This window comes from Microbispora sp. KK1-11, from assembly GCF_006874435.1.
In the GTDB taxonomy this organism is placed as follows: Bacteria; Actinomycetota; Actinomycetes; order Streptosporangiales; family Streptosporangiaceae; genus Microbispora; species Microbispora catharanthi.
The window spans coordinates 70500-95238 of sequence record NZ_VIRJ01000023.1 but is presented as its reverse complement, the minus strand read 5'-3'; the positions used below and the strand labels follow the sequence as shown (position 1 = coordinate 95238).

Annotated in this window: 24 protein-coding genes; 16 read left to right on the top strand and 8 right to left on the bottom strand. The window is 72.4% G+C overall.

What is annotated here, in order from left to right; translation table 11 throughout:
* Positions 1-171: 171 nt before the first annotated feature.
* Complete coding sequence (locus tag FLW16_RS28495) at positions 172-3012, top strand: discoidin domain-containing protein (protein ID WP_142563214.1); 2841 nt, start codon at positions 172-174, stop codon at positions 3010-3012.
* A gap of 81 nt (positions 3013-3093) precedes the next feature.
* Here FLW16_RS28495 and FLW16_RS28490 read toward each other — a convergent pair whose 3' ends face one another.
* Positions 3094-4086 carry a LacI family DNA-binding transcriptional regulator gene (locus FLW16_RS28490; protein WP_142563213.1) on the bottom strand — a complete coding sequence of 331 codons (993 nt, stop codon included), beginning with the start codon at positions 4084-4086 and terminating at the stop codon, positions 3094-3096.
* Positions 4087-4216: 130 nt separating this feature from the next.
* Between FLW16_RS28490 and FLW16_RS28485 the strand changes: the two genes are divergently transcribed.
* Entirely contained in the window at positions 4217-4588 is a 372-nt protein-coding gene (locus FLW16_RS28485) for a hypothetical protein (RefSeq protein ID WP_139575795.1), read from the top strand.
* A gap of 450 nt (positions 4589-5038) precedes the next feature.
* Here FLW16_RS28485 and FLW16_RS28480 read toward each other — a convergent pair whose 3' ends face one another.
* The 5 genes from FLW16_RS28480 to FLW16_RS28465 form a co-directional block, all read right to left on the bottom strand.
* Positions 5039-5284 carry a helix-turn-helix domain-containing protein gene (locus FLW16_RS28480; protein WP_142563212.1) on the bottom strand — a complete coding sequence of 82 codons (246 nt, stop codon included), beginning with the start codon at positions 5282-5284 and terminating at the stop codon, positions 5039-5041.
* Entirely contained in the window at positions 5277-5504 is a 228-nt protein-coding gene (locus tag FLW16_RS28475; protein ID WP_142563211.1) for a DUF6158 family protein, read from the bottom strand. The genes FLW16_RS28480 and FLW16_RS28475 overlap by 8 nt, the downstream gene beginning before the upstream one ends.
* Positions 5505-5516: 12 nt before the next feature.
* On the bottom strand, positions 5517-5663 hold the full coding sequence (locus FLW16_RS43950) for a hypothetical protein (RefSeq protein WP_159454895.1): 147 nt from the start codon (positions 5661-5663) through the stop codon (positions 5517-5519).
* A gap of 119 nt (positions 5664-5782) precedes the next feature.
* Positions 5783-6004 (bottom strand): DUF397 domain-containing protein, encoded by a 222-nt coding sequence (locus tag FLW16_RS28470; protein ID WP_142563210.1) that lies wholly within the window; start codon positions 6002-6004, stop codon positions 5783-5785.
* Positions 6001-6852: a helix-turn-helix transcriptional regulator gene (locus FLW16_RS28465; RefSeq protein ID WP_142563209.1), complete on the bottom strand. Its 852-nt coding sequence runs from the start codon at positions 6850-6852 to the stop codon at positions 6001-6003. Before FLW16_RS28465 ends, FLW16_RS28470 begins: the two co-directional genes overlap by 4 nt.
* 151 nt (positions 6853-7003) lie before the next feature.
* On the opposite strand from FLW16_RS28465, the gene FLW16_RS28460 reads away from it, so the two are divergent.
* The 14 genes from FLW16_RS28460 to FLW16_RS28400 all read left to right on the top strand — a co-directional run bounded on the left by FLW16_RS28460 (position 7004) and on the right by FLW16_RS28400 (position 21601).
* Positions 7004-7447, top strand: a complete 444-nt coding sequence (locus FLW16_RS28460) for an ATP-binding protein (protein ID WP_142563208.1) — start codon at positions 7004-7006, stop codon at positions 7445-7447.
* Positions 7448-7550: 103 nt separating this feature from the next.
* Positions 7551-8990 carry an MFS transporter gene (locus tag FLW16_RS28455; protein WP_185949629.1) on the top strand — a complete coding sequence of 480 codons (1440 nt, stop codon included), beginning with the start codon at positions 7551-7553 and terminating at the stop codon, positions 8988-8990.
* A gap of 128 nt (positions 8991-9118) precedes the next feature.
* On the top strand, positions 9119-9250 hold the full coding sequence (locus FLW16_RS45420) for a hypothetical protein (protein WP_256863183.1): 132 nt from the start codon (positions 9119-9121) through the stop codon (positions 9248-9250).
* A gap of 162 nt (positions 9251-9412) precedes the next feature.
* Positions 9413-10252, top strand: a complete 840-nt coding sequence (locus tag FLW16_RS28450) for an LLM class flavin-dependent oxidoreductase (protein ID WP_142563207.1) — start codon at positions 9413-9415, stop codon at positions 10250-10252.
* A gap of 96 nt (positions 10253-10348) precedes the next feature.
* Entirely contained in the window at positions 10349-10852 is a 504-nt protein-coding gene (locus FLW16_RS28445) for a PH domain-containing protein (RefSeq protein ID WP_142563206.1), read from the top strand.
* Entirely contained in the window at positions 10849-12432 is a 1584-nt protein-coding gene (locus FLW16_RS28440; RefSeq protein WP_142563205.1) for a PH domain-containing protein, read from the top strand. Before FLW16_RS28445 ends, FLW16_RS28440 begins: the two co-directional genes overlap by 4 nt.
* A 45-nt stretch (positions 12433-12477) precedes the next feature.
* On the top strand, positions 12478-13491 hold the full coding sequence (speB, locus tag FLW16_RS28435; protein WP_142563204.1) for an agmatinase: 1014 nt from the start codon (positions 12478-12480) through the stop codon (positions 13489-13491).
* Positions 13492-13564: 73 nt separating this feature from the next.
* A complete protein-coding gene (locus FLW16_RS28430) occupies positions 13565-14671 on the top strand; it encodes a class A beta-lactamase-related serine hydrolase (protein ID WP_221891330.1) in 1107 nt (368 codons plus the stop codon).
* A 96-nt stretch (positions 14672-14767) separates the two neighbouring features.
* Complete coding sequence (locus FLW16_RS28425) at positions 14768-15802, top strand: rod shape-determining protein (protein WP_260615657.1); 1035 nt, start codon at positions 14768-14770, stop codon at positions 15800-15802.
* Positions 15799-16659 (top strand): rod shape-determining protein MreC, encoded by an 861-nt coding sequence (mreC, locus tag FLW16_RS28420; RefSeq protein WP_142563203.1) that lies wholly within the window; start codon positions 15799-15801, stop codon positions 16657-16659. The genes FLW16_RS28425 and mreC overlap by 4 nt, the downstream gene beginning before the upstream one ends.
* On the top strand, positions 16659-17240 hold the full coding sequence (locus FLW16_RS28415) for a hypothetical protein (protein ID WP_142563202.1): 582 nt from the start codon (positions 16659-16661) through the stop codon (positions 17238-17240). Before mreC ends, FLW16_RS28415 begins: the two co-directional genes overlap by 1 nt.
* Before the next feature lie 61 nt (positions 17241-17301).
* Positions 17302-19329 carry a penicillin-binding protein 2 gene (gene mrdA / locus FLW16_RS28410; protein WP_260615655.1) on the top strand — a complete coding sequence of 676 codons (2028 nt, stop codon included), beginning with the start codon at positions 17302-17304 and terminating at the stop codon, positions 19327-19329.
* Between the two features lie 46 nt (positions 19330-19375).
* Positions 19376-20542, top strand: a complete 1167-nt coding sequence (rodA, locus tag FLW16_RS28405) for a rod shape-determining protein RodA (protein ID WP_142563201.1) — start codon at positions 19376-19378, stop codon at positions 20540-20542.
* A 15-nt stretch (positions 20543-20557) separates the two neighbouring features.
* Positions 20558-21601 (top strand): DUF2293 domain-containing protein, encoded by a 1044-nt coding sequence (locus FLW16_RS28400; RefSeq protein ID WP_142563200.1) that lies wholly within the window; start codon positions 20558-20560, stop codon positions 21599-21601.
* Between the two features lie 18 nt (positions 21602-21619).
* On the opposite strand, the gene FLW16_RS28395 is transcribed toward FLW16_RS28400, so the two are convergent.
* Both FLW16_RS28395 and FLW16_RS28390 read right to left on the bottom strand, forming a co-directional pair.
* The gene (locus tag FLW16_RS28395; protein ID WP_142563199.1) at positions 21620-22522 is read right to left on the bottom strand and encodes a serine/threonine-protein kinase; all 903 of its coding nucleotides are present in this window, start codon (positions 22520-22522) and stop codon (positions 21620-21622) included.
* 110 nt (positions 22523-22632) lie between these two features.
* Positions 22633-24732 carry an N-6 DNA methylase gene (locus FLW16_RS28390; protein WP_142563198.1) on the bottom strand — a complete coding sequence of 700 codons (2100 nt, stop codon included), beginning with the start codon at positions 24730-24732 and terminating at the stop codon, positions 22633-22635.
* Between the last annotated feature and the right edge of the window lie 7 nt (positions 24733-24739).

The window sequence follows — 24739 nt, the reverse complement described above, 5'->3', positions numbered from 1 at the left end:
GGGCTGGGGTGATGAGTCGTCGTAACGCGCATGTCATCTTGCGACTTCTCGTCGCAATATTGCAGAAGGATGTTCACCAACTTATCGTGTGGGCCACTCACCTTCTTCGGAGGTGTGGCGGTTCAGCGTCCACGCCGCATCTCCCGGGTCTCGCATGCAGAAAGGAACCTCATGAGAAGATCCGGAGCCGCCGTCGCGGTGGCGGGGGCGCTGATCGCTGTGGGGAGCGTGGTGGCGTTCCCCGGCACGTCGTCGGCCGCGACCTCGCCGTCGCCCTTCTCCGTCGCGGGAAGAGGCGCGACCGTGCCGTTCACGGAGATCGAGGCCGAGGCCGCCGCGACCAACGGCGAGCAGATCGGCCCGGACCGCGTCTACACCCACCTGCCGTCCGAGGCGTCCGGCCGCCGGGCCGTACGCCTCGACGCGCCGGGAGAGTACGTCGAGTTCACCCTGCCCAAGCCCGCCAACGCCATGACCGTGCGCTACAGCGTGCCGGACAACGCGGCCGGGACGGGCATCACGGCACCGGTCGATCTGAGGATCAACGGGACCAAGCTCAAGGACCTGCAGTTCACCTCCCGGTACGGCTGGTTCTACGGCGGCTACCCGTTCGGCAACACGCCCGGCGACAAGCCGCACCACTTCTACGACGAGACCCGGACGATGTTCGGATCGACGCTGGCGGCGGGGACCAAGGTCAGGATCCAGGTGGCCTCCACCTCGGTCGCGCCGTGGGTCGTCGTGGACCTCGCCGACTTCGAACTCGTGCCGGACGCGATCCCCCGGCCCGCCGGGTCGCTGTCGGTCGACGACTTCGGGGCCGACCGCAACGGCACGAGCGACTCCACCGCCGCCTTCCAGGCCGCGGTCGACGCCGGGAAGGCCCAGGGCAAGGAGGTCTACATCCCGGCCGGGACGTACACCCTCTGGGACCACGTGGTCGTGGACGGGGTCACGCTGCGCGGCGCCGGGCCCTGGTACAGCGTGCTCACCGGCCGCCATCCCACCCAGCGCAACCGGGCCGTCGGCGTCTACGGCAAGTACGTCAGCGGCGGCGGCTACACCGGCGGGATCCGGTCCCACGAGGCGGGCGGGCCGAGCCGCAACGTCACCCTGCGGGACTTCGCGATCATCGGCGACATCACCGAGCGGGTGGACGACGACCAGGTCAACGCCCTCGGGGGCGCGATGACCAATTCGGTGGTCGACAACCTGTGGCTCCAGCACACCAAGGTCGGGGCCTGGATGGACGGCCCGATGGACAACTTCACGTTGAAGAACAGCCGCATCCTCGACCAGACGGCCGACGGCGTGAACTTCCACACCGGTGTCACCAACTCCACGGTGACCAACACCTTCGTCCGCAACAGCGGTGACGACGGCCTGGCGATGTGGCCCGACCGGATGGCCAACGTGAACAACGCGTTCACGTTCAACACCGTGGTCGCGCCGGTCCTGGCCAACAACATCGTGACGTACGGCGGCCGGGACATAAAGATCATCGACAACGTGGTGAGCGACACGGTCACCAACGGCGGCGGCATCCACGTCGCCAACCGCTATCCGGGGGTGAACTCCGGCCAGGGCACGGCGGTCGCGGGCACGATCGCCGTCGCCCGCAACACCCTCATCCGGGCCGGCAACAGCGACTACAACTGGAACTTCGGCGTCGGCGCGATCTGGTTCGACGGCCTCAACGAGCCGATCAACGCGACGATCAACGTGACCGACACCGACGTCGTCGACAGCTCCTACGAGGCCATCCAGTTCATCGAGGGCAGCACCCAGACCGTCAACTTCTCGAACGTGAACATCGACGGCACCGGGACGTACATGATCCAGGCGCAGGCGGCGGCGAAGGCGAGCTTCACCGGCGTCCGTGCGGCCCACATCGGCGCGGGCGTCGCGATCCACAACTGCGTCGGCACCGGCTTCGCCCCCACGTACGGCACGGGCAACTCCGGCTGGAGCCCGACCTCCACCGTCTGCACCGGCCAGTGGCCCGCGCCGAACTACATCTACGACGGCGGCGACCCCAGCCCGAGCCCGTCGCCGTCCACCTCGCCCTCCTCCTCCCCCTCCCCCTCGCCCAGCCCGACGGCGTGCGCCCCCGGCAGCGGCGACCTCGCCCGGGGCAAGACGGTCACGGCGACGAGCAGCACCCAGTCGTACGTCCCGGCCAACGTGGTGGACGGCGACGCGAACACCTACTGGGAGTCGGCCAACAACGCCTTCCCGCAGTCGATCACCGTGGACCTGTGCGCGGTGACCCCGGTGCAGCGGGTGGTGCTCAAGCTGCCGCCCAGCGCGGCCTGGGCCACCCGCACCCAGACGCTGACGGTCCTCGGCAGCACGGACGGCACGAACTACACCACGTTGTCCCCCTCGGCGGGCCGTACGTTCGACCCGGCCACCGGGAACACGGCGAGCATCTCCTTCGCTACCGCGAACGCCCGCTACGTCCGGGTGACGGTCACCGGCAACACCGGCTGGCCCGCCGGGCAGTTGTCGGCCTTCGAGGTGTACGGCACCGGCGGCACCCCCAGCCCGTCACCCAGCGTCTCCCCCAGCCCGTCGCCCAGCCCGCTGCCCACGGGGAACCTCGCCCGGGGCAAGGCCGTCACGGCGACGAGCAGCACCCAGACGTACGTCCCTGCCAACGTGGTGGACGGCGACGCGAACACCTACTGGGAGTCGGCGAACAACGCCTTCCCCCAGACCCTGACCGTGGACCTCGGCGCGTCCGTCACGGTCGGCAGGGTGGTGCTCAAGCTGCCGCCGAGCACCGCCTGGGGCGCCCGCACCCAGACGCTGTCGGTCCTCGGCAGCACGGACGGCACGAACTACACCACGATCGCCGGACCCGCGGGCTACACGTTCGACCCGGCGACCGGCAACACCGTCACCGTCGCCGTGCCCGCCGCCGCCCGGCGCTACCTGCGGCTGAACGTCACCGGTAACACCGGCTGGCCGGCCGCCCAGATCTCCGAGTTCGAGGCGTACGCCTCGTAACCCGGAACGGGACGCCCGGAGGAGGAGTGGACGCCTCCTCCTCCGGGCTCCCCCACACAGCATGACCCCCTCAGCAGGCCGTCAGGCGACGGGGACGCCGACGCGGCCTGTGGAGGAGCGGACGACCAGCTCCGGCTCGAACAACAGCTCGCCCGTCGCGACCGCGGCGCCCTCGATCTGGCTGACCAGCAGCTCCACCGCGGCCCGGCCCATCGCCTCGATCGGCTGACGCACCGTCGTCAGTGGAGGGTCCACGCACGTCATGAGCGCGGAGTCGTCGTACCCGACGACCGACACGTCCTGGGGCACCCGCTTGCCCGCCCGTCGCGCAGCGCGGATGGCCCCGAGGGCCAGCGGGTCGCTGCCGCAGATGATCCCGGTGACGTCCTGCCGCACGAGCTTCAGCGCCGCCGCGTGGCCGCCCTCCAGCGAGTGCATCGTGTGCTCGACCAGCTCGCCGCCCGCGGCCCGGAACGCCTCCAGTTTCCGTATGGACGGCATGTGGTCGGCGGGGCCGACGACCAGGCCGATCCGCTGGTGGCCGAGCGCCCGCAGGTGGCCCAGCGCCTGCTCCACCGCGATCGTGTCGTCGCAGGAGACGCGGGGGAAGTCCCAGTGGTCGGCGGCCGCGTTGACCAGCACGGTGGGCAGCCGCCGCTCGACCAGCCGCAGGTAGTGCTCGTGGACGACGCCGGTCTGCGTGTAGAGCCCCCCGGCGAAGACCACACCGGACACCTGCTGCTGCAACAACAGGTCCACGTAGTCGGACTCGGAGATCCCGCCGACCGTACGCGTGCACAGCACGGGGGTGAACCCCTGCTGGGCCAGCGCCCCGCCGACGACCTCGGCGAACGCCGGAAAGATCGGGTTTTGCAGCTCGGGCAGGACGAGCCCGACCAGGCGGGCGCGCTCGCCGCGCAGCTGTGTGGGCCGCTCGTAGCCGAGCACGTCGAGAGCCGTCAGCACGGCCTCCCGGGTGGCCTCGGAGACCCCGGCCTTGCCGTTGAGGACGCGACTCACCGTGGCTTCGCTGACCCCGACCTTCTTCGCAACCTCCGCAAGCCGTCGCGTCATGGCGGCAAGCATACGACGCGGAGCGGCCGGGCCAAGGATCTTCGACGACACGCTTGCAAGCGGGCTGAAAGCACTGTGAAAGAGGTGATTCCTAGTGTCTGCCGCGTTGCAGATCTCCCAGGAAGGCATCATGAACATCCTCAGGAACAGCCTCGCCGTCGTCGCGGCGTCCGCCCTTCTCGGTCTGACCGCCGCCTGCAGCGGGAGCCAGACGGCCGTCTGCGAAGAGGCGACCAAGGCGTTCACCGACTACAGCTCCAAGGCCGCCGCCGCGGCCGGTGACATCAAGGGCATCAACACCGCGACCGGCGACCTGGCCGCGCAGCTCAAGGACCTGTCCGGCAAGGCGGACGGCGACCTGAAGGTGGCGCTCGCCGGCATGGCCGACTCGTGGGCGTCCTTCAAGATCGACCTGTCGGACCCGGCCTCCGCGACCAAGCTCGCCGAGTTCGGGCAGAAGGCCACCCAGGCGACGCAGCAGCTCGCCTCCGCCTGCTCCTGACCTCCGCGGCCCGCCTCGCCGCCGGCGCCGAGCGCCGGGGGCGGGCGGGTGCGGAGGCCGGCGTAAGACCGTGCCAGGTACCACCGCGCCCGCGATGGCCGCTCCCGAGGCTCACCGGACCGCGACTATCACGGCCGGCCGGAGCACCCGCCCGCCCGTGAGCGCGAAACCAGCGCGGCGCCAACGACCCAGTCCCGGCAAAGCACGGTGGGGCGCCAACCAGTCAAGCGCGTCCAGCTCGGGCAACCCAAAGCCGATGGAGCGCGGACGAACCACAGCAGGCTCTGAGCGCTGCCCACCCTCATGGTCGGTGAGCCAAAGCCGGCCTTTGATGAGCGCCGGCGCATCCAGCCCGGCCAAGACATCGCTTTCACGTTCCCGCCCGGCCAAGGCACCGCTTTCACGTCCCCGCCCGGCCGGGCGGGAGCGCGGTTCTTCCCCACCCCGCCGTCAGTATTCGAGCCCCCAGTCGTGGGTGCCGAGGGTGTAGGCGTCCCCCTTGGGCACCAGCCTGCCGCCCTTGGCCAGGCTGTCGAGGCACCGCCGTACGTCGTCCTCGGGAAGACCGGTCATCGCGGCGACCTCGGCGACGGTCGCGGGCCGTTCCTTCGTGTTCAGGGCGGCGACGGCCTCGTAGACCGTCATGTCCGCCGCCGTCATCTCCTGGACGTCTTCCAGGCTCTCCTCGTCAGGCACTGCGCTGTCTCGCCCCCTCACGCAGCCGCTCCGGATCGACCTGCCGGTCCGGGTAGCGTTCGAGGTATTCGCCTTCCAGCTCCTGCGTCCGCGAGGTGTGACGCTCCAGCGCGTCGTCCGACCCGTGGAAGAAGGTCTCCGACCGGGTCTCGTGCAGGTGGCGCAACTCGCGGATCAGGTCCTCGTCGCTCAGGTCCCGCGGGTCGACTCCCATGGTCATGACGGTCCTCCCTCACACCTCTGTCGGCTTGTCCCAGCGTTCGTCGGGGTTCTTGTCGTCCGGCTCCGCGTTGGGCGGATCGGTGGCGGACGGAGTCCACTCACCGGCGATATCCGGCTCATCCTCGGTATCGATGTATCGGTCGTCTTCCCTTCGCATGCCAGGTCTCCTGCCCGGTGGAGCGCCCGCCATTCCGGACCGGCGCACCGCGCCGCCCCCGAATGCCGTACGGCCCGCTCCATCCACGACGGAGACGGGCCGTACGGGGACGGGAGGTTTCAGGACAGGTCGAACTCCCCGCCCTTGACGCCGTCGATGAACGCCTCCCACTCGCCGGGGGTGAACATCAGCCGCGGCCCCTGGGGATCCTTCGAGTCGCGCACGGCGACGCCGTCGCGCAGGCGCGCGACCTCCACACACTGGTTGCCGACGGTGTTCGAGCGCGCCGCCTTGCGCCAGACCGCGCACGCCAGGTCGTCCGCCGGTACGAGTCCCCTCATCGTCCTGCCATCTCCTTCTCGACCGAAATGATCATTTCCATGGACTTCTCCGGGCCGAGCGCGGCGGCACGAAGATGATCGAAGACCTGGACGTACCCGCGAACCTCCGCCGGATCCTCCAGGTAGAGCTCGCCGCTCATGTTCTCCAGCAGCACCACGTCGGCGTCGCCTGGATCGGGGAAGGCCAGGATCGCCGTCGAGTTGCCCATCCCGAGGTAGGCGCCCGCGTCGAAGGGCAGCACCTGCACGGTGACGTTCGGCTGGACGGCCATCTCCCGCAGCCTGCGCAGCTGCTCGGCCATCACGGGCGGGCCGCCCACGGGTCTGCGCAGCGCCGCCTCGTCGAGGACGGCCCACAGCTCCAGTGGGGCGGGCCCGGTCAGGCGCCGCTGGCGCTCCATGCGGGCGGCCGCCCGCCGCTCGATCTCCGCCGGGTCCTTGACCAGGGCGGCGCCGATGACCGCGCGGGCGTAGTCCTCGGTCTGCAGCAGCCCGGGGACCAGCAGCGGCTCGTAGTTGCGCACCGACGACGCCTCGGCCTCCAGTCCGACGTACGGCCCCGGCAGGACGTCGTCGTAGGCGCGCCACCATCCCCGCCGGGCGGCGTCCCTGGCCAGCGCGATCAGCGCGTCCCGCTCCGAGCCCTCGACGCCGTAGAGGTCGAGCAGGTCGCGGATGGTCCGGGTGTGCGGGCGGGTGTGGCCGGCCTCGATCCGGTAGACGGTGGAGACCGCCATGCCGAGCCGTCGCGCGACCTCCTCGCGGACGAACCCGGCCTCACGCCGCAGACGCGTCAGCTCACCGGAAAGCCGGCGAAGCCGGACCGTTGGGCCGCCCACTCCCCTCATGAACCGAACTCTCCCTTTCGCCGCAAAAGGAAACTATGCAATCGTGCATTCGCCATATTGCGTAGCCGTTTTGCAAAGTGCAGGATGAACGAAGTCTTGCACGGACCTCGAATCGCCATCCGCAGACGGGTGCACAGGGAGTTATCACGGGATGACAATTCTCAACCTCTCGGGGAGAATCGCGATCTCACGCCCCTTCTCGGGAGACCCGTCCCAGGTGCGGGCCGCCCGGCGGTTCGTGGCGCGCCGTCTCGGCGACGGCCACGCCTGCCGTGACGACGCCGTGCAACTGATCGGCGAGCTGGTCGCCGAGTCGCTCCGGCACGCCGCCTCCTGCGGACGCCCGCCGGGATACGGGGTCTCGGTCCTGGCCACGCCCGCCGCGGTCCGCGTCACGCTGTCGACACAGGGGTGCGGGTGCTGGACGTCTCCCGAGTTGACGCCGGGCCGCGGCGTCCACCTCGTGGATCTGTTCACCCGCCGGTGGGGCGTGTCGGCCAGCCGCACCGGGGTCTGCGTGTGGTTCGAGCTCGGGCACGACGCCGCCGTACCGGCGCCCAGGGGCGTGGAAAGCGAGAGCACGAGGACGGCCTGAACGCCGGTCCGCACCGTCACGGCGGAGACCGGTGAGAAGCACAACGAATTTCTGGCCGGATCCGGGGTAGACGGGCGCCATATCTTCCGGAGAAGGGGACGATATGGCGCAAATAAGCACCGACATTCCCGCGCGGCTGGATCGGCTCCCCTGGGCCCGTTGGCACTGGCTCGTGCTCATCGGACTCGGCACCGTCTGGATCCTCGACGGGCTCGAAGTGACCATCGTCGGGGTCATCGGCCCCCGGATCACGGACCCGGGCAGCGGGCTGGGACTCACCGACAGCGAGGTCGGAATAGCCGCCGGCGTGTACGTCGCGGGAGCCTGCCTCGGCGCTCTCTTCTTCGGCCACCTGACGGACCGGTTCGGGCGCAAGAAGCTCTTCCTGGTGACGCTCGCCCTCTACCTGGCCGCCACCGTGGCCACGGCGTTCTCGCACGACGCCTGGTACTTCTACCTGTGCCGGTTCTTCACCGGCGCCGGCATCGGGGGCGAGTACGCGGCGATCAACTCGGCGATCGACGAGCTCATCCCGGCCCGCGTGCGCGGCACGGTCGACCTGGTGGTGAACGGCTCCTTCTGGCTCGGCACCGCGCTCGGCGCGCTCATCGCGATCCCGGCGCTCGACACGAGCCTGCTGCCGGCCGGTCTCGGCTGGCGCCTGCTGTTCGGCCTGGGCGCCGTCCTCGGCGTGGCGATCCTGCTGGTCCGCAGGACCGTGCCCGAGAGTCCGCGCTGGCTGTTCATCCACGGCCGCGGTGAAGAGGCCGAGGAGATCGTGCGGGACATCGAGACGAAGGTCCGCGAGGAGAGCGGCAAGACGCTCGAACCGGCGCACGGGGAGATCAGGATCAACCAGCGGACGCACACCCCGCTGTCGGAGGTGGCGGCCACGCTGCTGCGCCGCTATCCCAAGCGCACGACCGTCGGCCTGTCGCTGTTCATCGGTCAGGCGTTCCTGTACAACTCGATCTTCTTCACGTACGCGCTGGTGCTGTCGAAGTTCTTCAAGGTGCCGGACGGCAGCACGCCGTGGTACCTCGTCCCGATCGCGATCGGGAACTTCCTCGGCCCGGTCCTGCTCGGCCGGTTCTTCGACACGGTCGGTCGCCGGACCATGATCGCGGGCAGCTACGTGCTGTCGGGCCTGCTCCTGCTGGGCACCGCCGCGCTGTTCGACGCGCACGTGCTGACCCCGGTGACCCTCACGGCCTGCTGGATGGTGGTGTTCTTCTTCGCTTCCGCGGGGGCGAGCAGCGCCTACCTGACGGTCTCGGAGATCTTCCCGATGGAGACCAGGGCCCTGGCGATCGCGCTGTTCTACGCGGTCGGCACCGGGCTCGGCGGCATCATCGGGCCCGTGCTGTTCGGCCGCCTGGTGGAGAGCGGGGTCGTCGGCAACGTCGTGGTCGGTTACGTCATCGGCGCCGTCCTGATGATGGCGGCCGGGCTGGTGCAGTGGTTCATGGGTGTGGAGGCGGCCCGGCGTTCGCTGGAGGACATCGCCGCCCCGCTCAGCGCCGAGCAGCACCAGATGGTCTGACCGGACGCACCGGTACGGCTCACACCTTCAGGGCACGAGCCGTACCGGCCGGGTGTCTCAGCGCTCTCCTGGGTATCAACCCCCTCAGATGCGCACATAAGGCGCATCCTCGTTCATTCGGGGGAATCATGGCTGACGACGCTCAGAAGAAGAAGCCCGCGAAGTCCACCGGCAAGGCGAAGAGGACGGCCATCAAGGAAGCCCGCTCGGCGAAGCAGGCGAAGAAGGCCAACCGCCCTGCCGAGGGCGCGAGCGAGTGACGGCCGCACGGCCGGTGCCACCATGATCCGGGCCGGGCCCACCGTGGCCCGGCCCTCCTCCCTCACCCCCCTTCACCTCCCGCCCCCGTATGCGACGCCTCCCTCAGTCCTGGATACTCGGAAGGCCATAGAGCCGATCTCGCTTGTTCTGGAGGGCCGCCCGTGAGGCTTGGAGTCGTCTTCGACCGCGATCTGCCGCCGGAGTCGCTTCCGTCGTTCGCCAGGGAACTCGACGGCACGGCGGTCTCCGACCTGTGGGTGGTGGAAGACCTCGGCTGGACGGGCGCGATCTCCTCGGCCGCCACGGCACTGGCCGCGACCTCGCGCCTGCGCGTCGGCATCGGCATCACTCCGGCGCCCCTGCGCAACCCGATGCTGCTGGCGATGGAGCTGGCCAACCTGGCCCGCCTCCACCCCGGGCGGCTGGCCGCGGGGATCGGGCACGGCGTGCAGGCGTGGATGCGTCAGGTGGGCGCCGCCGCCGCGTCGCCGCTGTCGCTGCTGGAGGAGACGATCACATCCGTACGGGCGCTGCTGCGCGGCGAGACCGTCACCCTGCACGGACGCGAGGTGAGCCTGGACGGCGTCCGCCTCGTCCACCCGCCCGCCGAGCCGCCGCCCGTCCTCGCCGGAGTGGTGAACCCGCGCTCGCTGGCCCTGTCGGGGCGGGTGGCCCAGGGCACCATCCTTCCCGAGGGTCTCGCCCCTGAGCGGTTGCGGTCGATGATCGACGGGATCGGCGCGACCGGCGATCACGAGGTGGTGGCGTTCGTCCACCTCTACGTCGGCGACGACGCGCGCGGGGCCATGCGGCGGGCGGCGGAGGAGCAGGCGGGGTTCCTGCAGGTGGCTCCGGAGGAGGTCGTCATGGCGGCGGGTTCGCCTGAGGAGGCGTCCACGCAGGTCAGAGCGCTGTGGGAGGCGGGCGTGTCCACGGTCGCCGTCCGTCCTGTGGGCGCCGACCCGCTCTCCCACGTCCACACGCTGCTGTCCGCCCTCTGACCCGCCGTACGGCGCCCGGGGACATGACATTTGTCCCGGGAGAACCGGGATGGACCCCACTACGCCGGGACGCCGACGATCGGGCAGAGTTGAGGCGTGGACACCCCGACCCTTCGATCCCCCCAGCACCGCGTGAGCCGTACCGCCGTCTGGTACTGGGCCGCGCGGGCCGCCCTCGGCTGGCTGGTGCTCCTCGCCGCCCAGGTGGTCTGGCTCGTGGCCGACCGCGACGGGAGCGCCCTGCCCGTCACCGCGCACGTGGCCGGTCTCGTCGTCACCGCCGTCGTCGCGGTGGCGCACGTCACGGTGATGCCGCAGTGGCGTTATCGGGTGCACCGCTGGGAGGCCACGTCCGGGGCCGTCTTCACCCAGTCGGGCTGGTTCAAGCAGGAGTGGCGCGTCGCGCCCGTCTCCCGCATCCAGACCGTGGACAGCGAGCGCGGCCCTCTGGAGCAGATCTTCCGCCTGGCCAACGTCACCGTCACCACCGCCTCCGCCGCCGGCCCGATCAAGATCAGCGGCCTCGGCCGGGACACGGCCCAGCGCCTGGTCGCCGAGCTCACCGCGACCGCGCAGGCGACGGCGGGCGACGCGACATGATCGACGTCATCGAGACGACCTCGACCTGGCGGCGGCTGAGCCCGCGCATGCTGGTGATCCACCCGTTCCAGGAGGTCGTACGGGCCGCCCCGGCGCTGCTCGGCCTGCTGGTGGCGGGGTCGAGCAGCGGCGGGAAGGGGCACCTGTGGAGCGTCGCGGGCGTCGCCCTCATGGTCGTGCTCGGCATGCTCCGCTGGTTCACCACGACCTACCGCATCACCCCCGAGCACGTGCAGGTCCGCCGCGGCCTGCTGACCCGCAAGGTGGTGACCGTGCCCCGCGACCGGGTCCGCACGGTGGACGTCACCTCCCACGTGCTGCACCGCGTGCTCGGCCTGGCCCGGGTGGAGGTGGGAACGGGCACGTCTGAGCGCAGGCACGAGGGCAGGCTCAAGCTCGACGCGCTGACCGCCGCCGAGGCCGCCCGCCTGCGCGTGGAGCTGCTGCATCGCTCCCCCGCCGCCGCTGTCGCCGCCACGGCGTCACCCACGGCGTCCCCCACGGCCGCCCCCGTGGCGCCCCCGGCCGGGAGCACACCGGCCGCGGAGACCGAACTCGCGCGGATGCGTCCCGAGTGGGTGAGGTTCGGGCCGTTCACGATGTCCGGGCTCGTCACCGTGGGCGTCGTCGCAGGCTTCGTGTCCCGCCTGGTCTCGGAGGGCAACGTCGACCTCGGCAGGGTCGGGCCCGTCCAGGAGACCTTGCGGTGGTTCACCGCGATGTCGCTCCCGCTGGAGATCGCGACGGTGGTGCTCGTGCTGGTGGTGTTCGTGAGCGTCGCCTCCACGCTCGGCTACGTCCTGGCCTTCGGCAACTTCCGGCTGACCCGGCACGCCGAGGGCACCCTCCACGTGACCCGGGGGCTGCTGACCACCCGGGCCACCACCATCGAGGAACGGCGGCTGCGCGGGGTCGAGGTGAGCGAGCCGCTGCTGCTGCGGGCCGTACGCGGGGCCCGCCTGTCCGCGGTGACGACCGGGCTGCGGTCGGCGCAGGGCTCCCAGCGCGGCGGCTCGATGCTGCTGCCGCCCGCGCCGCGCGCGGACGCCGTGTCGGTGGCCCGGCTCGTGCTTCCCCGCGCGTCCGCCATCCCCGAAGCCTCGCCGGTCACCGCGGGCCTGACCACGCACGGCCCGGCCGCGCTGCGCCGCAGGTTCACCCGGGCGTACGGCGTGCACGCGCTGGTGCTGGCCGCGCTGCTCGCGCTGTGGTGGTGGGCCGGGCTGCCCTCGTGGACGTGGCTCACCACCGCCGCCCTGCTGCCGCTGACCGCCCTGCTGGCCGCCGACCGCTACCGCTCGCTCGGCCACGCTCTGACGTCCGGCTATCTGGTCACCCGCTGGGGCTCGCTCGCACGCCGCCGGGTGGCGCTGGAGTGCGACGGCGTCATCGGCTGGAACATCGAGCGGTCGTTCTTCCAGCGCCGGGCCCGCCTGGCGACGCTGACGGCGACCACGGCGGCGGGCAAGCAGGGCTACCAGGTGCGCGACGTGGACCTGGCCGAGGCGCTGCGCCTGGCCGCCGCGGGCACCCCCGGCCTGCTCGACCCGTTCCTCGTCGAGGCGCAGCATGTCAGCTAATAGCATGTGATGCCCGATTAGACCGGTTTGATCTCAGGAGTTGGATTGTCCCGTTACGGCCAGATGTTCGGCCCCGACATCACGTTCCTCGGCGTCGAGCGGTGCGACCTCGACGACCCGGCCGGCTACGCGGACGCCGACGTCGTCATCCTGGGCGCGCCGTTCGACGGCGGCACCTCGCACCGCCCGGGCGCGCGCTTCGGCCCGAACGCCATCCGCCAGACCTGCTACCTCCCCCACGACGGCTCCCGCCCGAGCCTGGCGCTGCGCGTGGACGCCCTCAAGGACCTGCGGGTGCTGGACGCCGGGGACGTGGAGACCTACGCCGGGGACATCGAGGGCAGCCTGCGCGCGATCGAGGACGCGGTCGCCAGGATCGCGGCCTCCGGGGCGATCCCCGTCGTCCTCGGCGGCGACCACACGATCGCCCTGCCCGACGCGACCGGCGTGGCCCGCCACCACGGCTTCGGCCGGGTCTCGATGCTCCACTTCGACGCGCACGCCGACACCGGCGACATCGAGTTCGGCCACCTGCACGGCCACGGGCAGCCGATGCGGCGGCTCATCGAGTCGGGGGCCATCCGGGGCGACCGCTTCCTGCAGATCGGCCTGCGCGGCTACTGGCCGGGGCCGGAGATCCTCGGCTGGATGGCCGGGCAGCGCATGCGGTCGTACGAGATGACCGAGATCGTCACCAGGGGCCTCGACGAGTGCCTCACCGAGGCGTACGCGATCGCGCTCGACGACTGCGACGGGGTCTACCTGTCGGTCGACGTGGACGTCTGCGACCCGGGCCACGCGCCGGGCACCGGCACGCCCGAGCCGGGCGGCCTGTCGGCCCGCCAGCTCCTCGACGCCGTACGCAGGACCTGTTACGAGCTGCCCGTCGTCGGCCTGGAGATCGTCGAGGTGGCCCCGCCGTACGACCACGCGGACATCACGGCCTACCTGGGCAACCGGGTCGTGCTGGAGGCGCTGTCGGCGATCGCCCGCCGCCGCAGGGACGCCGCCGACGGCACCCGCTGGGACCCCGCGCAGCCCCTCCTCGACGGCCGCTGACCCGCCTCGAGAAACCGGCCCGTGCCGGACATTTCCGTCCACGGGCGGGAGCCGATCTGGTAGGCATGGTCGGATGACGCGATCGAGAACCGCCGCCGGCCTGGCCGTCGCCGCCGCGCTCCCTGCGCTCCTGACCGGCTGCGCGGCGGACGGCCGCGGCGCGGGTCCGGCAGGGACGACGGCGGCGCGGGCGACAGCGCCCTCCTCCAAGCCGGCCTCCTCCGATCCCGCCGATTCCGATCCGACCGGCTCCGATCCGACCGGCTCCGATCCGACCGGTTCCGATCCGACCGGCGTTTCGGCCGGCCCCGCCGACGGCGGCGCGGCGGCAGGGGCGACGGCAGGGGCGAGCGGGCCGGCGACCAGGGACGCGTCCGATGGGGCCGCCCGCCCGGTCCGGTCCCCCACGAAGCCCGTGAGGGTGCCGGCCGGGGTGACGGCGGGGTACGCCGTGGTCGACGTGACCACGGGCAAGACGGTCGCCCAGAGGCAGGCGCACCATCGGTTCCGGTCGGCGTCGGTGGTGAAGATCCTCATCGCCGCCGACTATCTGGAACGGCACAGGGGGACGGTTCCGGCCAGGGACATGGCGCTGCTGACGCCCATGCTCCGCGGCAGCGACGACGACGCGGCGACGGCCCTGTGGCGGCGCGGCGGCCAGGGCGAGATCGTGCGACGGATGGCGCGCAGGATCGGGCTGACCGAAACCTCCCCGCCACCCGCCGCCAAACCCGGCTTCTGGGGCTACACCGCCATCAGCGCGGCCGACATCGCGCTCGTCTACCGGTATCTGCTGCGGCGGGCCGAGCCCCGCGTCCGCGACTTCGTCCTCGGCAACCTGCGTAAGGCGTCCCAGTGCGCCCGCGACGGTTTCGACCAGTTCTTCGGCATCCCCCGCGCCGTTCCCCGGCCCTGGGCGATCAAGCAGGGCTGGTCCGGGTATGGCGCGGTTCCTCCCGTCAAATGCACGCGAGCGAGGGCGGCGTCATACCGTATCGGGGCGGTCACAATGGGCGGCAACCCGGTTGATTTCGGCCGTCCGGTCCTCCACACTACTGGCGTGATCGGCGACCGGCTGATCATGGTGGTGCTCACCCTGCAGCCCTCGGGGGCGTCCTTCACGCAATCGGCCGAGCGGGTGACGAAGCTGGCGCGAGACCTCTATCTCAGCGTCGCCTAGCGGTCGGTTCACACGGGAGGGACCGTTCTGTTTAGAGGCGGGGCCGCCGGGCAGCGATCACGCGTGCTCTCCCTCCTCTCTGAAAGCTGGTCGGCGATGGGTTTCCCGTGGGGATTGCTCGGCCGGGACATGGCGGTCGATCTCGGCACGGCCAACACGCTCGTGTACGTACGCAAGAAGGGCGTCGTCCTCGACGAGCCGTCGGTGGTGGCGATCAACCTGCACACGGACAGGATCGTGGCGGTCGGGACCGCGGCGAAGGAGATGATCGGGCGGACCCCGCCCCACATCGCCACGCTGCGCCCGCTCAAGGACGGCGTGATCGCCGACCTCGACGCGGCCGAGCGCATGCTGCGGCACTTCATCCAGGTGGCGCACAAGAACCGCTACCTGGCCAAGCCCCGGGTCGTCGTCGCCGTGCCGAGCGGCACCACGAGCGTCGAGCAGCGCGCGGTCAGGGAGGCGGCGTACGAGGCGGGCGCCCGCCGCGTCCACATCATCGAGGAGCCGATGGCCGCGGCGATCGGCGCGGGACTCAACGTGGGCGACACGACCGGCAACATGGTGGTGGACATCGGCGGCGGCACGACGGAGGTCGCGATCGTCTCGCTCGGCGGGGTGGTCGTGTCGAAGTCCGTGCGGGTCGGCGGCGACGAGCTCGACGAGGCGATCGTCAACTACGTCAAGAAGGAGCACTCCCTGATGCTCGGGGAGCGCACGGCCGAGCACATCAAGATCAAGCTGGGCAGCGCACGGCCGGGCGGCGACGACACCACACCGCTGCCGATCCGGGGCCGCGACCTCGTGACCGGCCTGCCCAAGACCGCGACGATCAACCGGGCGCAGGTCAGGGAGGCGATCGAAGACCAGGTCCAGACGATCGTCGACGCCGTGCAGAACACACTGGACCAGTGCCCGGCCGAGCTGGCGGGCGACCTGATCGACAACGGCATCGTGCTGACCGGCGGCGGCGCGCTGCTCGACGGGCTTGCCGAACGGCTCGAAAAGGCCATCGGCATGCCGATCCACCTCGTCGACCAGCCGCTCCAGTCGGTGGTGCTGGGCGCGGGCCGGTGCGTCGAGCGCTTCGACGACATGCAGGACGTGTTCCTCCCCGAAACGCGTCGATGAGGGCCGCCGGTCGCCGGGCGCCCGCGCTGCTGGCGCTCGTCTCCGCCGCCCTGATCGCAGCCGACACCGTCACCCCGCTCGAACCGCTGCGTGCGTTCGGGTCGGCCGTGTACGGCGGACTGGAGGACGCGGCGTCCGCCGGCGTCCGCTGGGCGTCGGGCGAGCGGCGCCTGGAGGAGCTCGAACGGGAGAACGCCCGGCTGCGCGCCGACCTGCTGGCCGCCCGCCGCACGATCCCGTCCCCCGCTCAGGCGGACGGCTACCGGGTCGCGTCGGCCCACGTCATCGGATTCGGCCGGGACGGCACGGTCACCGTCGACACCGGCTCCGACGGCGGCGTGGACCGCGACATGACCGTGTTCGACGGCGACGGGCTGGTCGGCCGGATCCTGCGGTCCGGTCCCGGCACGGCGACGGTCCAGCTCGCCACGGCCTCCGGCGCCTCGATCGGGGCCCGGCTCGAGGGCTCGCGGGAGGTCGGCCTGGTGACCGGCGTCCCCGAGCGCGGTCTGCTGCGGCTGAGCCTGCTCAACCCCTCCGCCGAGGTGAAGCCCGGCGACCGGGTGGTGACGCTGGGCTCGCGCGACATGCGGCCGTACGTGCCGGACGTGCCGATCGGCACGGTGGTCACGGTCGAGCCCGCGCCGGACGCGCTGACCAGGACCGCGCTCGTGCGTCCCTTCGCCCGGTTCTCCGCGCTCGACCTCGTCACCGTGGTGCTGGGACCGCAGCCGGACGGCGCGGCGGTGGACGCCTCCGCCGGCAAGGGCGCGACCAAGGCCGAGGACGAGGCTGGGGACGAAGCCGGGGGCGCGGACGCCGCGAAGAGCGGCTCGAAGAAGGCGAAGGGGGCGTGATGAAGGCGGTCGTCCTGTCCGTGCTCGTCGTCCTCGTCGCACCGGTGCTGCAGGTCGCCGTGGTCAACGGGCTGTCGCTGCCCGGCGGCCACCCCGACATCGTGCTGGTCGCCGTCATCGCGCTCGCGCCGCATCTGCGGCCCGGGCCGGAGGGCAGGGGTCTGCCGGAGCGGGGCGCGGCGGGGGGAGGAGCGGGCGCGTTCCTGGGATTCGCCGCGGGCCTGGCCGCCGACGTCGCGCCGCCCGCCGACCACACCATAGGACGGCTCGCCCTCGTCATGTGCCTTGCCGGGTGGGTGTGCGCACGGGTCGCCGCGGACGGCACGGCCGGACGGCGCGCCGCCGTCGCCGCCGCCGTGGCCCTGGGCGCGACGCTCGCCGGGGGCGTGCTCGCGGCCCTGCTCGACGGCACGCCGTGGGGCACGGCCCTCGCGCCCGGCGCCGTCGCCTGGACCGTCGGCCTGGCCGCGCTCGCGGCGGCGGCGCTCGCCCTGCTGCCTCGGCGCCGGTCGTTCGGGCGGGTGCCGAGATCACGGGACGGTTCACGTGATCCGTACGCGCGGGGGAGGCGGCTTGCGTAGGAGCGGCAGGCAGCGCCCTCTGAAAGGGGGTCGTAACCGACCCCAGGGCCGCCTCGCGCTCGTGTTCGTGGTGGTGACCGCGCTCATGCTGACCCTGCTCGGGCGGCTGTGGTTCCTCCAGATCGTCACCGGCCCGTCGTACGTCAAGGCGGCCACGGAGTCCCGGGCGCGCTCGGTCGTCCTGCCTCCGGTGCGGGGGCGGATCCTCGACGTACGCGGCCGGGCGCTGGTGGCCAACGAGACCAAACCGCAGGTGTCGGTGGACTACATGGCCCTCATCCACCAGCCCGACGGCGGGAAGGACGTGCTGACCCGGCTCGCCCGGGCCCTGGGCCGGCCCTACCAGGAGATCGCCGACCGGGCCCGGCTGTGCGCCGCGGGCGTGCCCCGGCCGTGCTGGCCCGGCTCGCCGTACCAGCCGATCGTCGTCGCGGACGACGTGAGCGTGCGCACGGCGCTGTGGATCGCGGAGCGGCAGGACGAGTTCCCCGGCGTCAGCACCGCGTTGCGGCCGGTCAGGACCTACCCGCTCGGCTCGGCCGCGGCGCACGTGCTCGGCTACCTGCAGCCGCCCTCCCCCGACGACCCCGAGGGCGGCCCGGAGCTGATCGGCCGCGACGGCCTCGAAGCGCAGTACGACCGCGAGCTGGCCGGGCGCACCGGAATCAGGGAGGTGGCGGTGGACAGCACGGGCAAGGTCACCGGCCTGATCCGCGAGGAGGCCGCCGTGGCCGGGGACACGCTGGTGACCAGCATCGACGCGCGCATCCAGGAGGTGGCAGAACGGGCGCTGGCCCGGGCCGTGACCGCCGCGCGCAAGCGGGGCGAGCCCGCCGACAGCGGCGCGGCGGTGGTGCTGGAGGCGAAGACCGGGCGGGTGACGGCGATCGCCGACTATCCCACCTACGACCCGGGCGTGTGGACCGGGGGCATCTCCCAGCACGACTACGAAGACCTGCCGCTGGTCAGCGCCGCCGTGCAGGGGCAGTGGCCGCCGGGCTCCACCTGGAAGGTGACCTCGACGGCCGCGGCGGCGAAGGCGGGCTACTCGCTGCGGGCCTCCTACGACTGCCCGGGCGGTTACAAGATCGGCGGCCGGGTGTTCCACAACTTCGAGAGCGCCGAACTGGGCCGGATGGACATGCACCGGGCCCTGGTGGTGTCCTGCGACACGATCTTCTACCGTTTCGCGGAGAAGCTGTGGCAGCGCGACGGAGGGCTCAAGCCGGTCGAACACCCCAAGGACCCGATGCAGGCGATGGCCAGGGAGTTCGGGTTCGGCACCCCCACCGGCGTCGACCTGCCCCACGAGGCTCAGGGAAGGGTGCCCGACCGCGCCTGGAAGAGGGCCAACTGGGAGCGGACCAAGGCGGACTCCTGCCGCCGCGCCAAGACCGGCTATCCGGAGATGTCCGACCGCAGGCGGGCGGCCTACCTCAAGGCGCTCGCCGCCGACAACTGCCGCTCCGGCGGGGTCTGGTGGGCCGGCGACGCGGCCAACTTCTCGATCGGCCAGGGCGACGTGCTGGTGACGCCGCTCCAGCTCGCCCGTGGGTACGCCGCGCTCGCCAACGGCGGCACGGTCTTCAGCCCCAGGATCGGCAAGCAGGTCGTGCGCCCCGACGGCACCGTGGTCCGCACGATCACCCCGCCGGTCGTGGGGAAGATCGACGCCTCGCGCAAGACGCTGCGGTTCATCCGCGACTCGCTCGCCGGCGTGCCGCGCACCGGCACGGCCGCGGGCGCGTTCGAGGGCTACCGGTTCACGCGCCTGCCGGTCGCGGGGAAGACCGGCACCGCCGAGGCGTACGGCAGGCAGGACACCTCGTGGTTCGCCTCCTTCGGCCCGGTGAAGAAGCCCAAGTATGTCGTGGTGGTCGTCGTCTCGCAGGGCGGCACGGGCGGGACAACGGCGGCCCCCGCCGCCAGGGAGATCTGGGAGGGCATCGCCGCCCTCACCCATCACGCGAAGAAGCACGACGGAAAGAAGCACGACAAGAAGAGCAAGAAGCACAAGAAGGACGACAGGGGGACGCGGTCCGCCTCCCTGCCTCCGGTCGCGTTCGCCCAGGCGGGTGGCGCGCGATGACAGGCACGGATCAGACGGACACGGCTCAGCTGGTTGGAGGCGCGCGATGACGGCGCTCGGTCCCCTGTCCTTACGGCTGCCGGCGAGCCGGGCGACCAGGCGCAGGGCGTGGGCGCGCCTCGCCTTCTTCCCCGCCTGGGGGCTGGTGCTGCCCGCGGCGGCCTTGTCGGCGATCGGGCTGCTGCTCGTATGGTCGGCCACCCGCAACGAGCCGGGCTCGACGCTGCCGCAGCGGCAGGCGCTCAGCGTGGGCATCGGCTTCGTGCTCATGTGGGCCGTCTCGCGGATCGACCTGCGGGTGCTGCGGGCCTACGTCCCGGTGCTGTACCTGCTCGGGCTGGCCGGGCTGGTCGCCGTGCTGACCCCGCTGGGCCGCACGATCAACGGATCGCACGCCTGGATCGTGCTCGGCGACGGGCTGCAGTTCCAGCCGTCGGAGTTCGCCAAGGCGGCCACGGTGCTCGCGCTCGCGACGGCGCTGGGCGAGCCGCGCGACGGCGAGCGCAGGCCGGGCGCCGGGGCCGTGCTGCTCGCCCTGGGCCTCGCCGCGCTGCCGGTCGGGCTGATCGCGCTGCAGCCCGACCACGGCACCGCGCTCGTCTTCCTGGTGCTGACCACCGGGATGATCGTGGTGTCCGGCGCGCCCAAGAGGTGGTTCGCGGCGTTCGCCGCCGCCGGGGCCGCCGGGCTGCTCCTGGTGTGGCGGCTCGACCTCATCCGGCCCTACCAGCTCCAGCGCCTGATGGTGCTGGCCGACCCGGACGCCGACCCGATGGGCATGGGCTACAACGCCACCCAGGCCAGGATCGCGATCGGCTCCGGGGGCCTGCTCGGCAAGGGCCTGTTCCACGGCGAGCAGACGGCGGGCCATTTCGTGCCGGAGCAGCACACCGACTTCATCTTCACGGTCGCGGGCGAGGAGCTCGGCTTCCTCGGCGCCTCCTGCGTGATCCTGCTGATGCTCGCCCTGCTGTGGCGCGGCCTGTGGATCGCGGCCAAGAGCCCCTCGCCGTTCGGCAGGGCGGTGGCCGGCGGGGTGGTGTGCTGGCTGGCGTTCCAGACGTTCGTGAACGTGGGGATGACCATGGGCCTGCTGCCGGTCGCGGGCCTGCCGCTGCCGTTCGTGTCGTACGGCGGGTCGGCCACGATCTCCAGCCTGGCGGCCGTGGGGCTGCTGGCCGCCGTGAACCGGCGTACGCGCACCCCGGCATAGGGCAGTCTTGGAGGAATGCGCAGCAAGCTCGGCGGACGGGTGGCCCAGGCGGCGGAGATCGCCCTGGCCACCCGCAAGTACGTGACCCCGATCGACGTCCTCACCGGCCTGCGGTGGCTGCACGACCGCCATGTGGAGACCTGGCGGCAGGGCCGCGCCGACAGCCTGGAACGGCTGGCCGCGGTGGACACCGGCCGGATGGCCGAGGCCCTGTCGCATCTGCGCGCCTGGGCCCTGTCCCGCGACCTGGTGGAGAGCGAGGCGGCGTACACGGCGGGCACCCGCGACCGGCGGCCGCTGCGCTTCACGGCGGCGGGCGACGAGGACCTGGAGCGCGCCTTCCGCGTCCACTGGCTCTCACCGGAGCTGAGCGAGGCGCGGCGGCGGCAGATCACCGAACGGCACAGCAAGGCCCCCGACCTCGTGGCCGTGGCGTCGCCGGAGGCGTGGACCTGCGCCGGGTGCGGGGACACCGGACCTTACCTGATCATGGAGGACGACCGGCCGCACTGCCTGACCTGCGCCGACATGGACCACCTGTGTTTCCTCCCGGCGGGAAACGCGGCGCTGAGCCGCCGCGCCAAGAAGGAGAGCGGCCTGTCGGCCGTGGTGGTCCGCTTCAACCGGCGGCGCAAGAGATACGAGCGGCTCGGCGTCCTGGTCGAGGAGGAGGCGCTGACGCGGGCCGAGGAGCAGTGCCTGGCCGACGAGGAGGCGCGGCTGCGCCGCCGCGAACGCGACCGCGAGCGCCGCGCCGATGAGGACGCCGAGTTCCAGACGAGGATGGCGGCGCAGATCCGCCGCCTGTTCCCCCGCTGCCCGGCCGAGCGGGCCGAGGCCATCGCCGCGCACGCCGCCGTACGCGGCAGCGGGCGGGTGGGCCGCACCGCCGCCGCCCGCATGCTGGACGAGAACGCCATCACGCTCGCCGTGATCGCGAGCGTGCGCCACCTGGACACCGACTACGACGAGCTGCTGATGGCCGGGACACCGCGGATGACGGCCCGCGAGCGGATCCGTCCCCGGGTCGAGGAGGTCCTGACGGCCTGGCGCGCGTGAGCGCTTCCGGCGGACCCTTCAGCGGACGCGGCCGACCATCTGGGCGTACATGCGCCCGGGGCTGGCGACCGACGACGGGTTGAGGAAGCCGGGCAGCGGGGGCAGGTCGACCGCGAACGGCTGCAGCCGCTCGAACAGCGCGTGCGCGTCGGGCGGCCGGTTGTCCGGCTCCTTCTCCAGGAGTTCGGCGATGAGGCCGTCCAGCTCGGCGGGGACCCCCGGCACCCGGGGCGGCTGCTCCTTCACCTGCTTGTCGAACACGGCGTACTCCGTGGGCCCGGTGAACAGCTGGTTGCCGGTCAGCATCTCGTGCAGCACGCAGCCGAGGGAGTACAGGTCGCTCTTCGGCCCGGCGACACCCCGCTGGATCTGCTCGGGGGACATGTACGCCGGAGTGCCCAGGATCTGCCCGATCCGGGTGAACTGCGCCGTCAACCCCGCGACGTCCGCCTCGCGCAGCATGGCGAGCCCGAAATCGAGCAGCTTCACGCTGCCGTCCGGGCAGAGCATGAGGTTGGTCGGCTTGAGGTCGCGGTGGCAGATCGACAGCTCGTGGGCGGCGGTCAGCACGGCGCACGCCTGGGCGGCGATCGCCGCGGCCCACGGCACCGGCAGCGGGCCGTGCTCGCTCAGCAGGTCGGCCACCGTCACGCCCTCGATGAACTGCATGACCTGGAAGAGCCGCTGCTCGTAGGTGCCGAAGTCGTACAGCACGGGCGCGCCCGGGTGATCGAGCTTCGCGAGGATCCGCGCCTCGCGGATGAAGCGGCGCTGCAACTCCTCGTCCGGGCCGTCGGGCAGCCGCAGGAACTTCACCGCCACCTTGCGGTCGAGCCGCCGGTCGTGCCCGCCGTACACGGCGCCCATGCCGCCCTGCCCCAGGGGGAGGTCGTCCAGCTCATACCGGTCGCCGATGACCATGCGCCCCTCCCGTCGGCCTATCGGGGAAAAAGCTACCGGATTCGTCCGCGATGCTCGGGCTCAGCGGCCGGGTGGACAGGACTCTCTCAGCTGGGGAGCTGCCGACCGCGTCACCCACGAGGGCGGAGGCGTCCGTCGATCAGCCCCTCGACGCCGAGCCGCGCGAGCGCCTCACCCACGGCGGCCGCCTCGCGCAGGCCGTCCTCCAGCGCGAGCAGCCGCCGGAAGGCCGTGCCGTACGTCCGCTGGACGCCCAGGGGAAGCTGGGGGACGCGGGCCCGGCGGGCCTCCACGCGGCTGCTGCCCAGATGCGGCCGGCCGCCGCCCGCCGCGTAGCGCAGGAACCCGGCGAGGAACTCGGGATCCACCTTGCCTGGATCGACGCGGAAAAGGCTGAGATGGGGGCCCAGGACCGCCCCCTCCCCCGCGACCACCCGGGCGGTGACGGCCGACGCCACGACGTCTCCCGGGCGTACGGCGACCAGGCCGGGGGCACGCGGGATCCGCCGCGACGGCGCCGTCCCGGCCGCGACGTCGTCGGCCGTCAGCACGGGCACCCCACCACCATCGGGCGCCCCGCCCTCGGACAGCCCGCCCTCGGACGTCTCGCCGTCGGAAGCATCGGCGGGCAGCGCCCGCAGCGTCGAGTGCCTGATGGAGACCAGCCCGGACCTGGCCATCTCGGCCACGGTCGCCCACGACGCGTCCCAGCCCGCCGCGCCGCCGGTGAGCACCTCCAGGTCGGGCACGTCGTCGGCCAGCGCCGCGATCGCCTCCCGGAAGCGCTCCCGGTCCGCGGGAAAGCCCCGCGTGTCGACCCGGGGTGACAGGTGCCGCGCCGGGCTCACGTCCACCTCGTCGTCGAGGATGTCGATGATCCTGACCGTGCGGCCACCGAGCGGGAGCTCGGTCTTCGCGAGGTGGGCCCGCCAGACCGCCTCGGCGGAGGCCGGGTCGTCTCCCGCGTCGGCCACCAGGATCGCGCCGGGCTGCCGCTCCCCGGGCTCGGGACGGCGCAGCAGCCACAGGTCGGGGCCCCCGGGCGCCAGCGTGAAGACCGCGCGCAGCGCGCCCGTCCGCAGCAGGTTCGCCCGGATGCGGCGTCCCGGGCGGCGGCTCGCGGCGGCGGCCGGCATCAGGACGGCCACAAACCCGCCGGGCCGCACGTGGGCGAGGCAGTGCTGCACCCAGGCCAGCTCCGGCTCACCCCGCGGAGGCATGCCGTACTGCCAGCGCGGATCGCCGATGAGGTCCTCGTGGCCCCAGGCCCGCTCGTTGAACGGCGGGTCGCACACCACCGCGTCCGCGAGCGCGTCCCCGAGCCCGTCCATCGGCCGGTCCGGAGGGAACGCGTCGTGCCGCAGCGCGTCCCCGAGAACGACCCGGGCGTCCCGCCCGCGCAGCAGCAGCCGCAGCGCCGCGAGCAGCGCGACCGTCTCGTTGGCGTCCTGGCCGAGCAGCCGCACCTCGTCTCCCGCCCCAGCGGCCCCGGCCGCGTGCAGCAGGAGCGTGCCCATGCCGCACGCCGGGTCGAGCACCGTGCGCGCCCCTGGGCAGGCCAGCCGGGTCATCAGTGCGGCCACGTCCGGCCGGGTCAGCGCCAGCCTGCGGCTGTGCGCCTCGGCGTACCGCTCGCAGAGGAACTCGAACGTGGCGGCCGCGCCGTTCCGCTCGGCCATCCCTGCGACCAGCCGGAGCAGGCCGGGCTCGACCGGCGTCGCGTCCCCCGCGCGCGGGGGCAGGTCGGCGGTCGTCTCGGCCACCACGCGCGGGAGCCGTACGGCGAAGTCGGGGGCGGCGGACAGCCGCTTCCAGCCGTCGGGATCGCGGAGCGTGTAGAGCAGGAACGCCCCGACCTCCCCCAGCACCTCGCCGAGGCGCAGGTCGTCGGCCGACGCGCGCAGCCGCTGCCAGACGCGGTCGCCCTGGGACACCTCGAACGACTTGCCGTTCCTGCGCAGCCACGCCTCCACCTCGGGAAGCGAGAAAAGCGGGCTGGAGGCGGTACCTCCGACCGGTTGGGGGAAGTCCTCGTACCGGCGGCGCCAGTTGCTGACCGCGGCCCTGCCGACGTCGGCGAGCCGGGCGATGTCGCCCGCGTTCACGGTCGCTTCGACCGCCGCTTCGACGGCGGCCTCGAGCGGGCTCGCGGCGGCGGCCGGGCGTGCCGTCGTGTCCGCCGTGTTGTCCGCCTGGGCGTCGTGGCTCATGAACACG

What these genes read in the sequence shown, in the direction of transcription:
- FLW16_RS28495 (WP_142563214.1), top strand. Translation starts at nt 172, where the DNA reads ATGAGAAGATCCGGAGCCGCCGTCGCGGTGGCGGGGGCGCTGATCGCT.
- FLW16_RS28490 (WP_142563213.1), bottom strand. Translation starts at nt 4,086, where the DNA reads ATGACGCGACGGCTTGCGGAGGTTGCGAAGAAGGTCGGGGTCAGCGAA.
- FLW16_RS28485 (WP_139575795.1), top strand. Translation starts at nt 4,217, where the DNA reads ATGAACATCCTCAGGAACAGCCTCGCCGTCGTCGCGGCGTCCGCCCTT.
- FLW16_RS28475 (WP_142563211.1), bottom strand. Translation starts at nt 5,504, where the DNA reads ATGACCATGGGAGTCGACCCGCGGGACCTGAGCGACGAGGACCTGATC.
- FLW16_RS43950 (WP_159454895.1), bottom strand. Translation starts at nt 5,663, where the DNA reads ATGCGAAGGGAAGACGACCGATACATCGATACCGAGGATGAGCCGGAT.
- FLW16_RS28470 (WP_142563210.1), bottom strand. Translation starts at nt 6,004, where the DNA reads ATGAGGGGACTCGTACCGGCGGACGACCTGGCGTGCGCGGTCTGGCGC.
- FLW16_RS28465 (WP_142563209.1), bottom strand. Translation starts at nt 6,852, where the DNA reads ATGAGGGGAGTGGGCGGCCCAACGGTCCGGCTTCGCCGGCTTTCCGGT.
- FLW16_RS28460 (WP_142563208.1), top strand. Translation starts at nt 7,004, where the DNA reads ATGACAATTCTCAACCTCTCGGGGAGAATCGCGATCTCACGCCCCTTC.
- FLW16_RS28455 (WP_185949629.1), top strand. Translation starts at nt 7,551, where the DNA reads ATGGCGCAAATAAGCACCGACATTCCCGCGCGGCTGGATCGGCTCCCC.
- FLW16_RS45420 (WP_256863183.1), top strand. Translation starts at nt 9,119, where the DNA reads ATGGCTGACGACGCTCAGAAGAAGAAGCCCGCGAAGTCCACCGGCAAG.
- FLW16_RS28440 (WP_142563205.1), top strand. Translation starts at nt 10,849, where the DNA reads ATGATCGACGTCATCGAGACGACCTCGACCTGGCGGCGGCTGAGCCCG.
- FLW16_RS28430 (WP_221891330.1), top strand. Translation starts at nt 13,565, where the DNA reads ATGACGCGATCGAGAACCGCCGCCGGCCTGGCCGTCGCCGCCGCGCTC.
- FLW16_RS28425 (WP_260615657.1), top strand. Translation starts at nt 14,768, where the DNA reads ATGGGTTTCCCGTGGGGATTGCTCGGCCGGGACATGGCGGTCGATCTC.
- mreC (WP_142563203.1), top strand. Translation starts at nt 15,799, where the DNA reads ATGAGGGCCGCCGGTCGCCGGGCGCCCGCGCTGCTGGCGCTCGTCTCC.
- FLW16_RS28415 (WP_142563202.1), top strand. Translation starts at nt 16,659, where the DNA reads ATGAAGGCGGTCGTCCTGTCCGTGCTCGTCGTCCTCGTCGCACCGGTG.
- rodA (WP_142563201.1), top strand. Translation starts at nt 19,376, where the DNA reads ATGACGGCGCTCGGTCCCCTGTCCTTACGGCTGCCGGCGAGCCGGGCG.
- FLW16_RS28400 (WP_142563200.1), top strand. Translation starts at nt 20,558, where the DNA reads ATGCGCAGCAAGCTCGGCGGACGGGTGGCCCAGGCGGCGGAGATCGCC.
- FLW16_RS28395 (WP_142563199.1), bottom strand. Translation starts at nt 22,522, where the DNA reads ATGGTCATCGGCGACCGGTATGAGCTGGACGACCTCCCCCTGGGGCAG.
- FLW16_RS28390 (WP_142563198.1), bottom strand. Translation starts at nt 24,732, where the DNA reads ATGAGCCACGACGCCCAGGCGGACAACACGGCGGACACGACGGCACGC.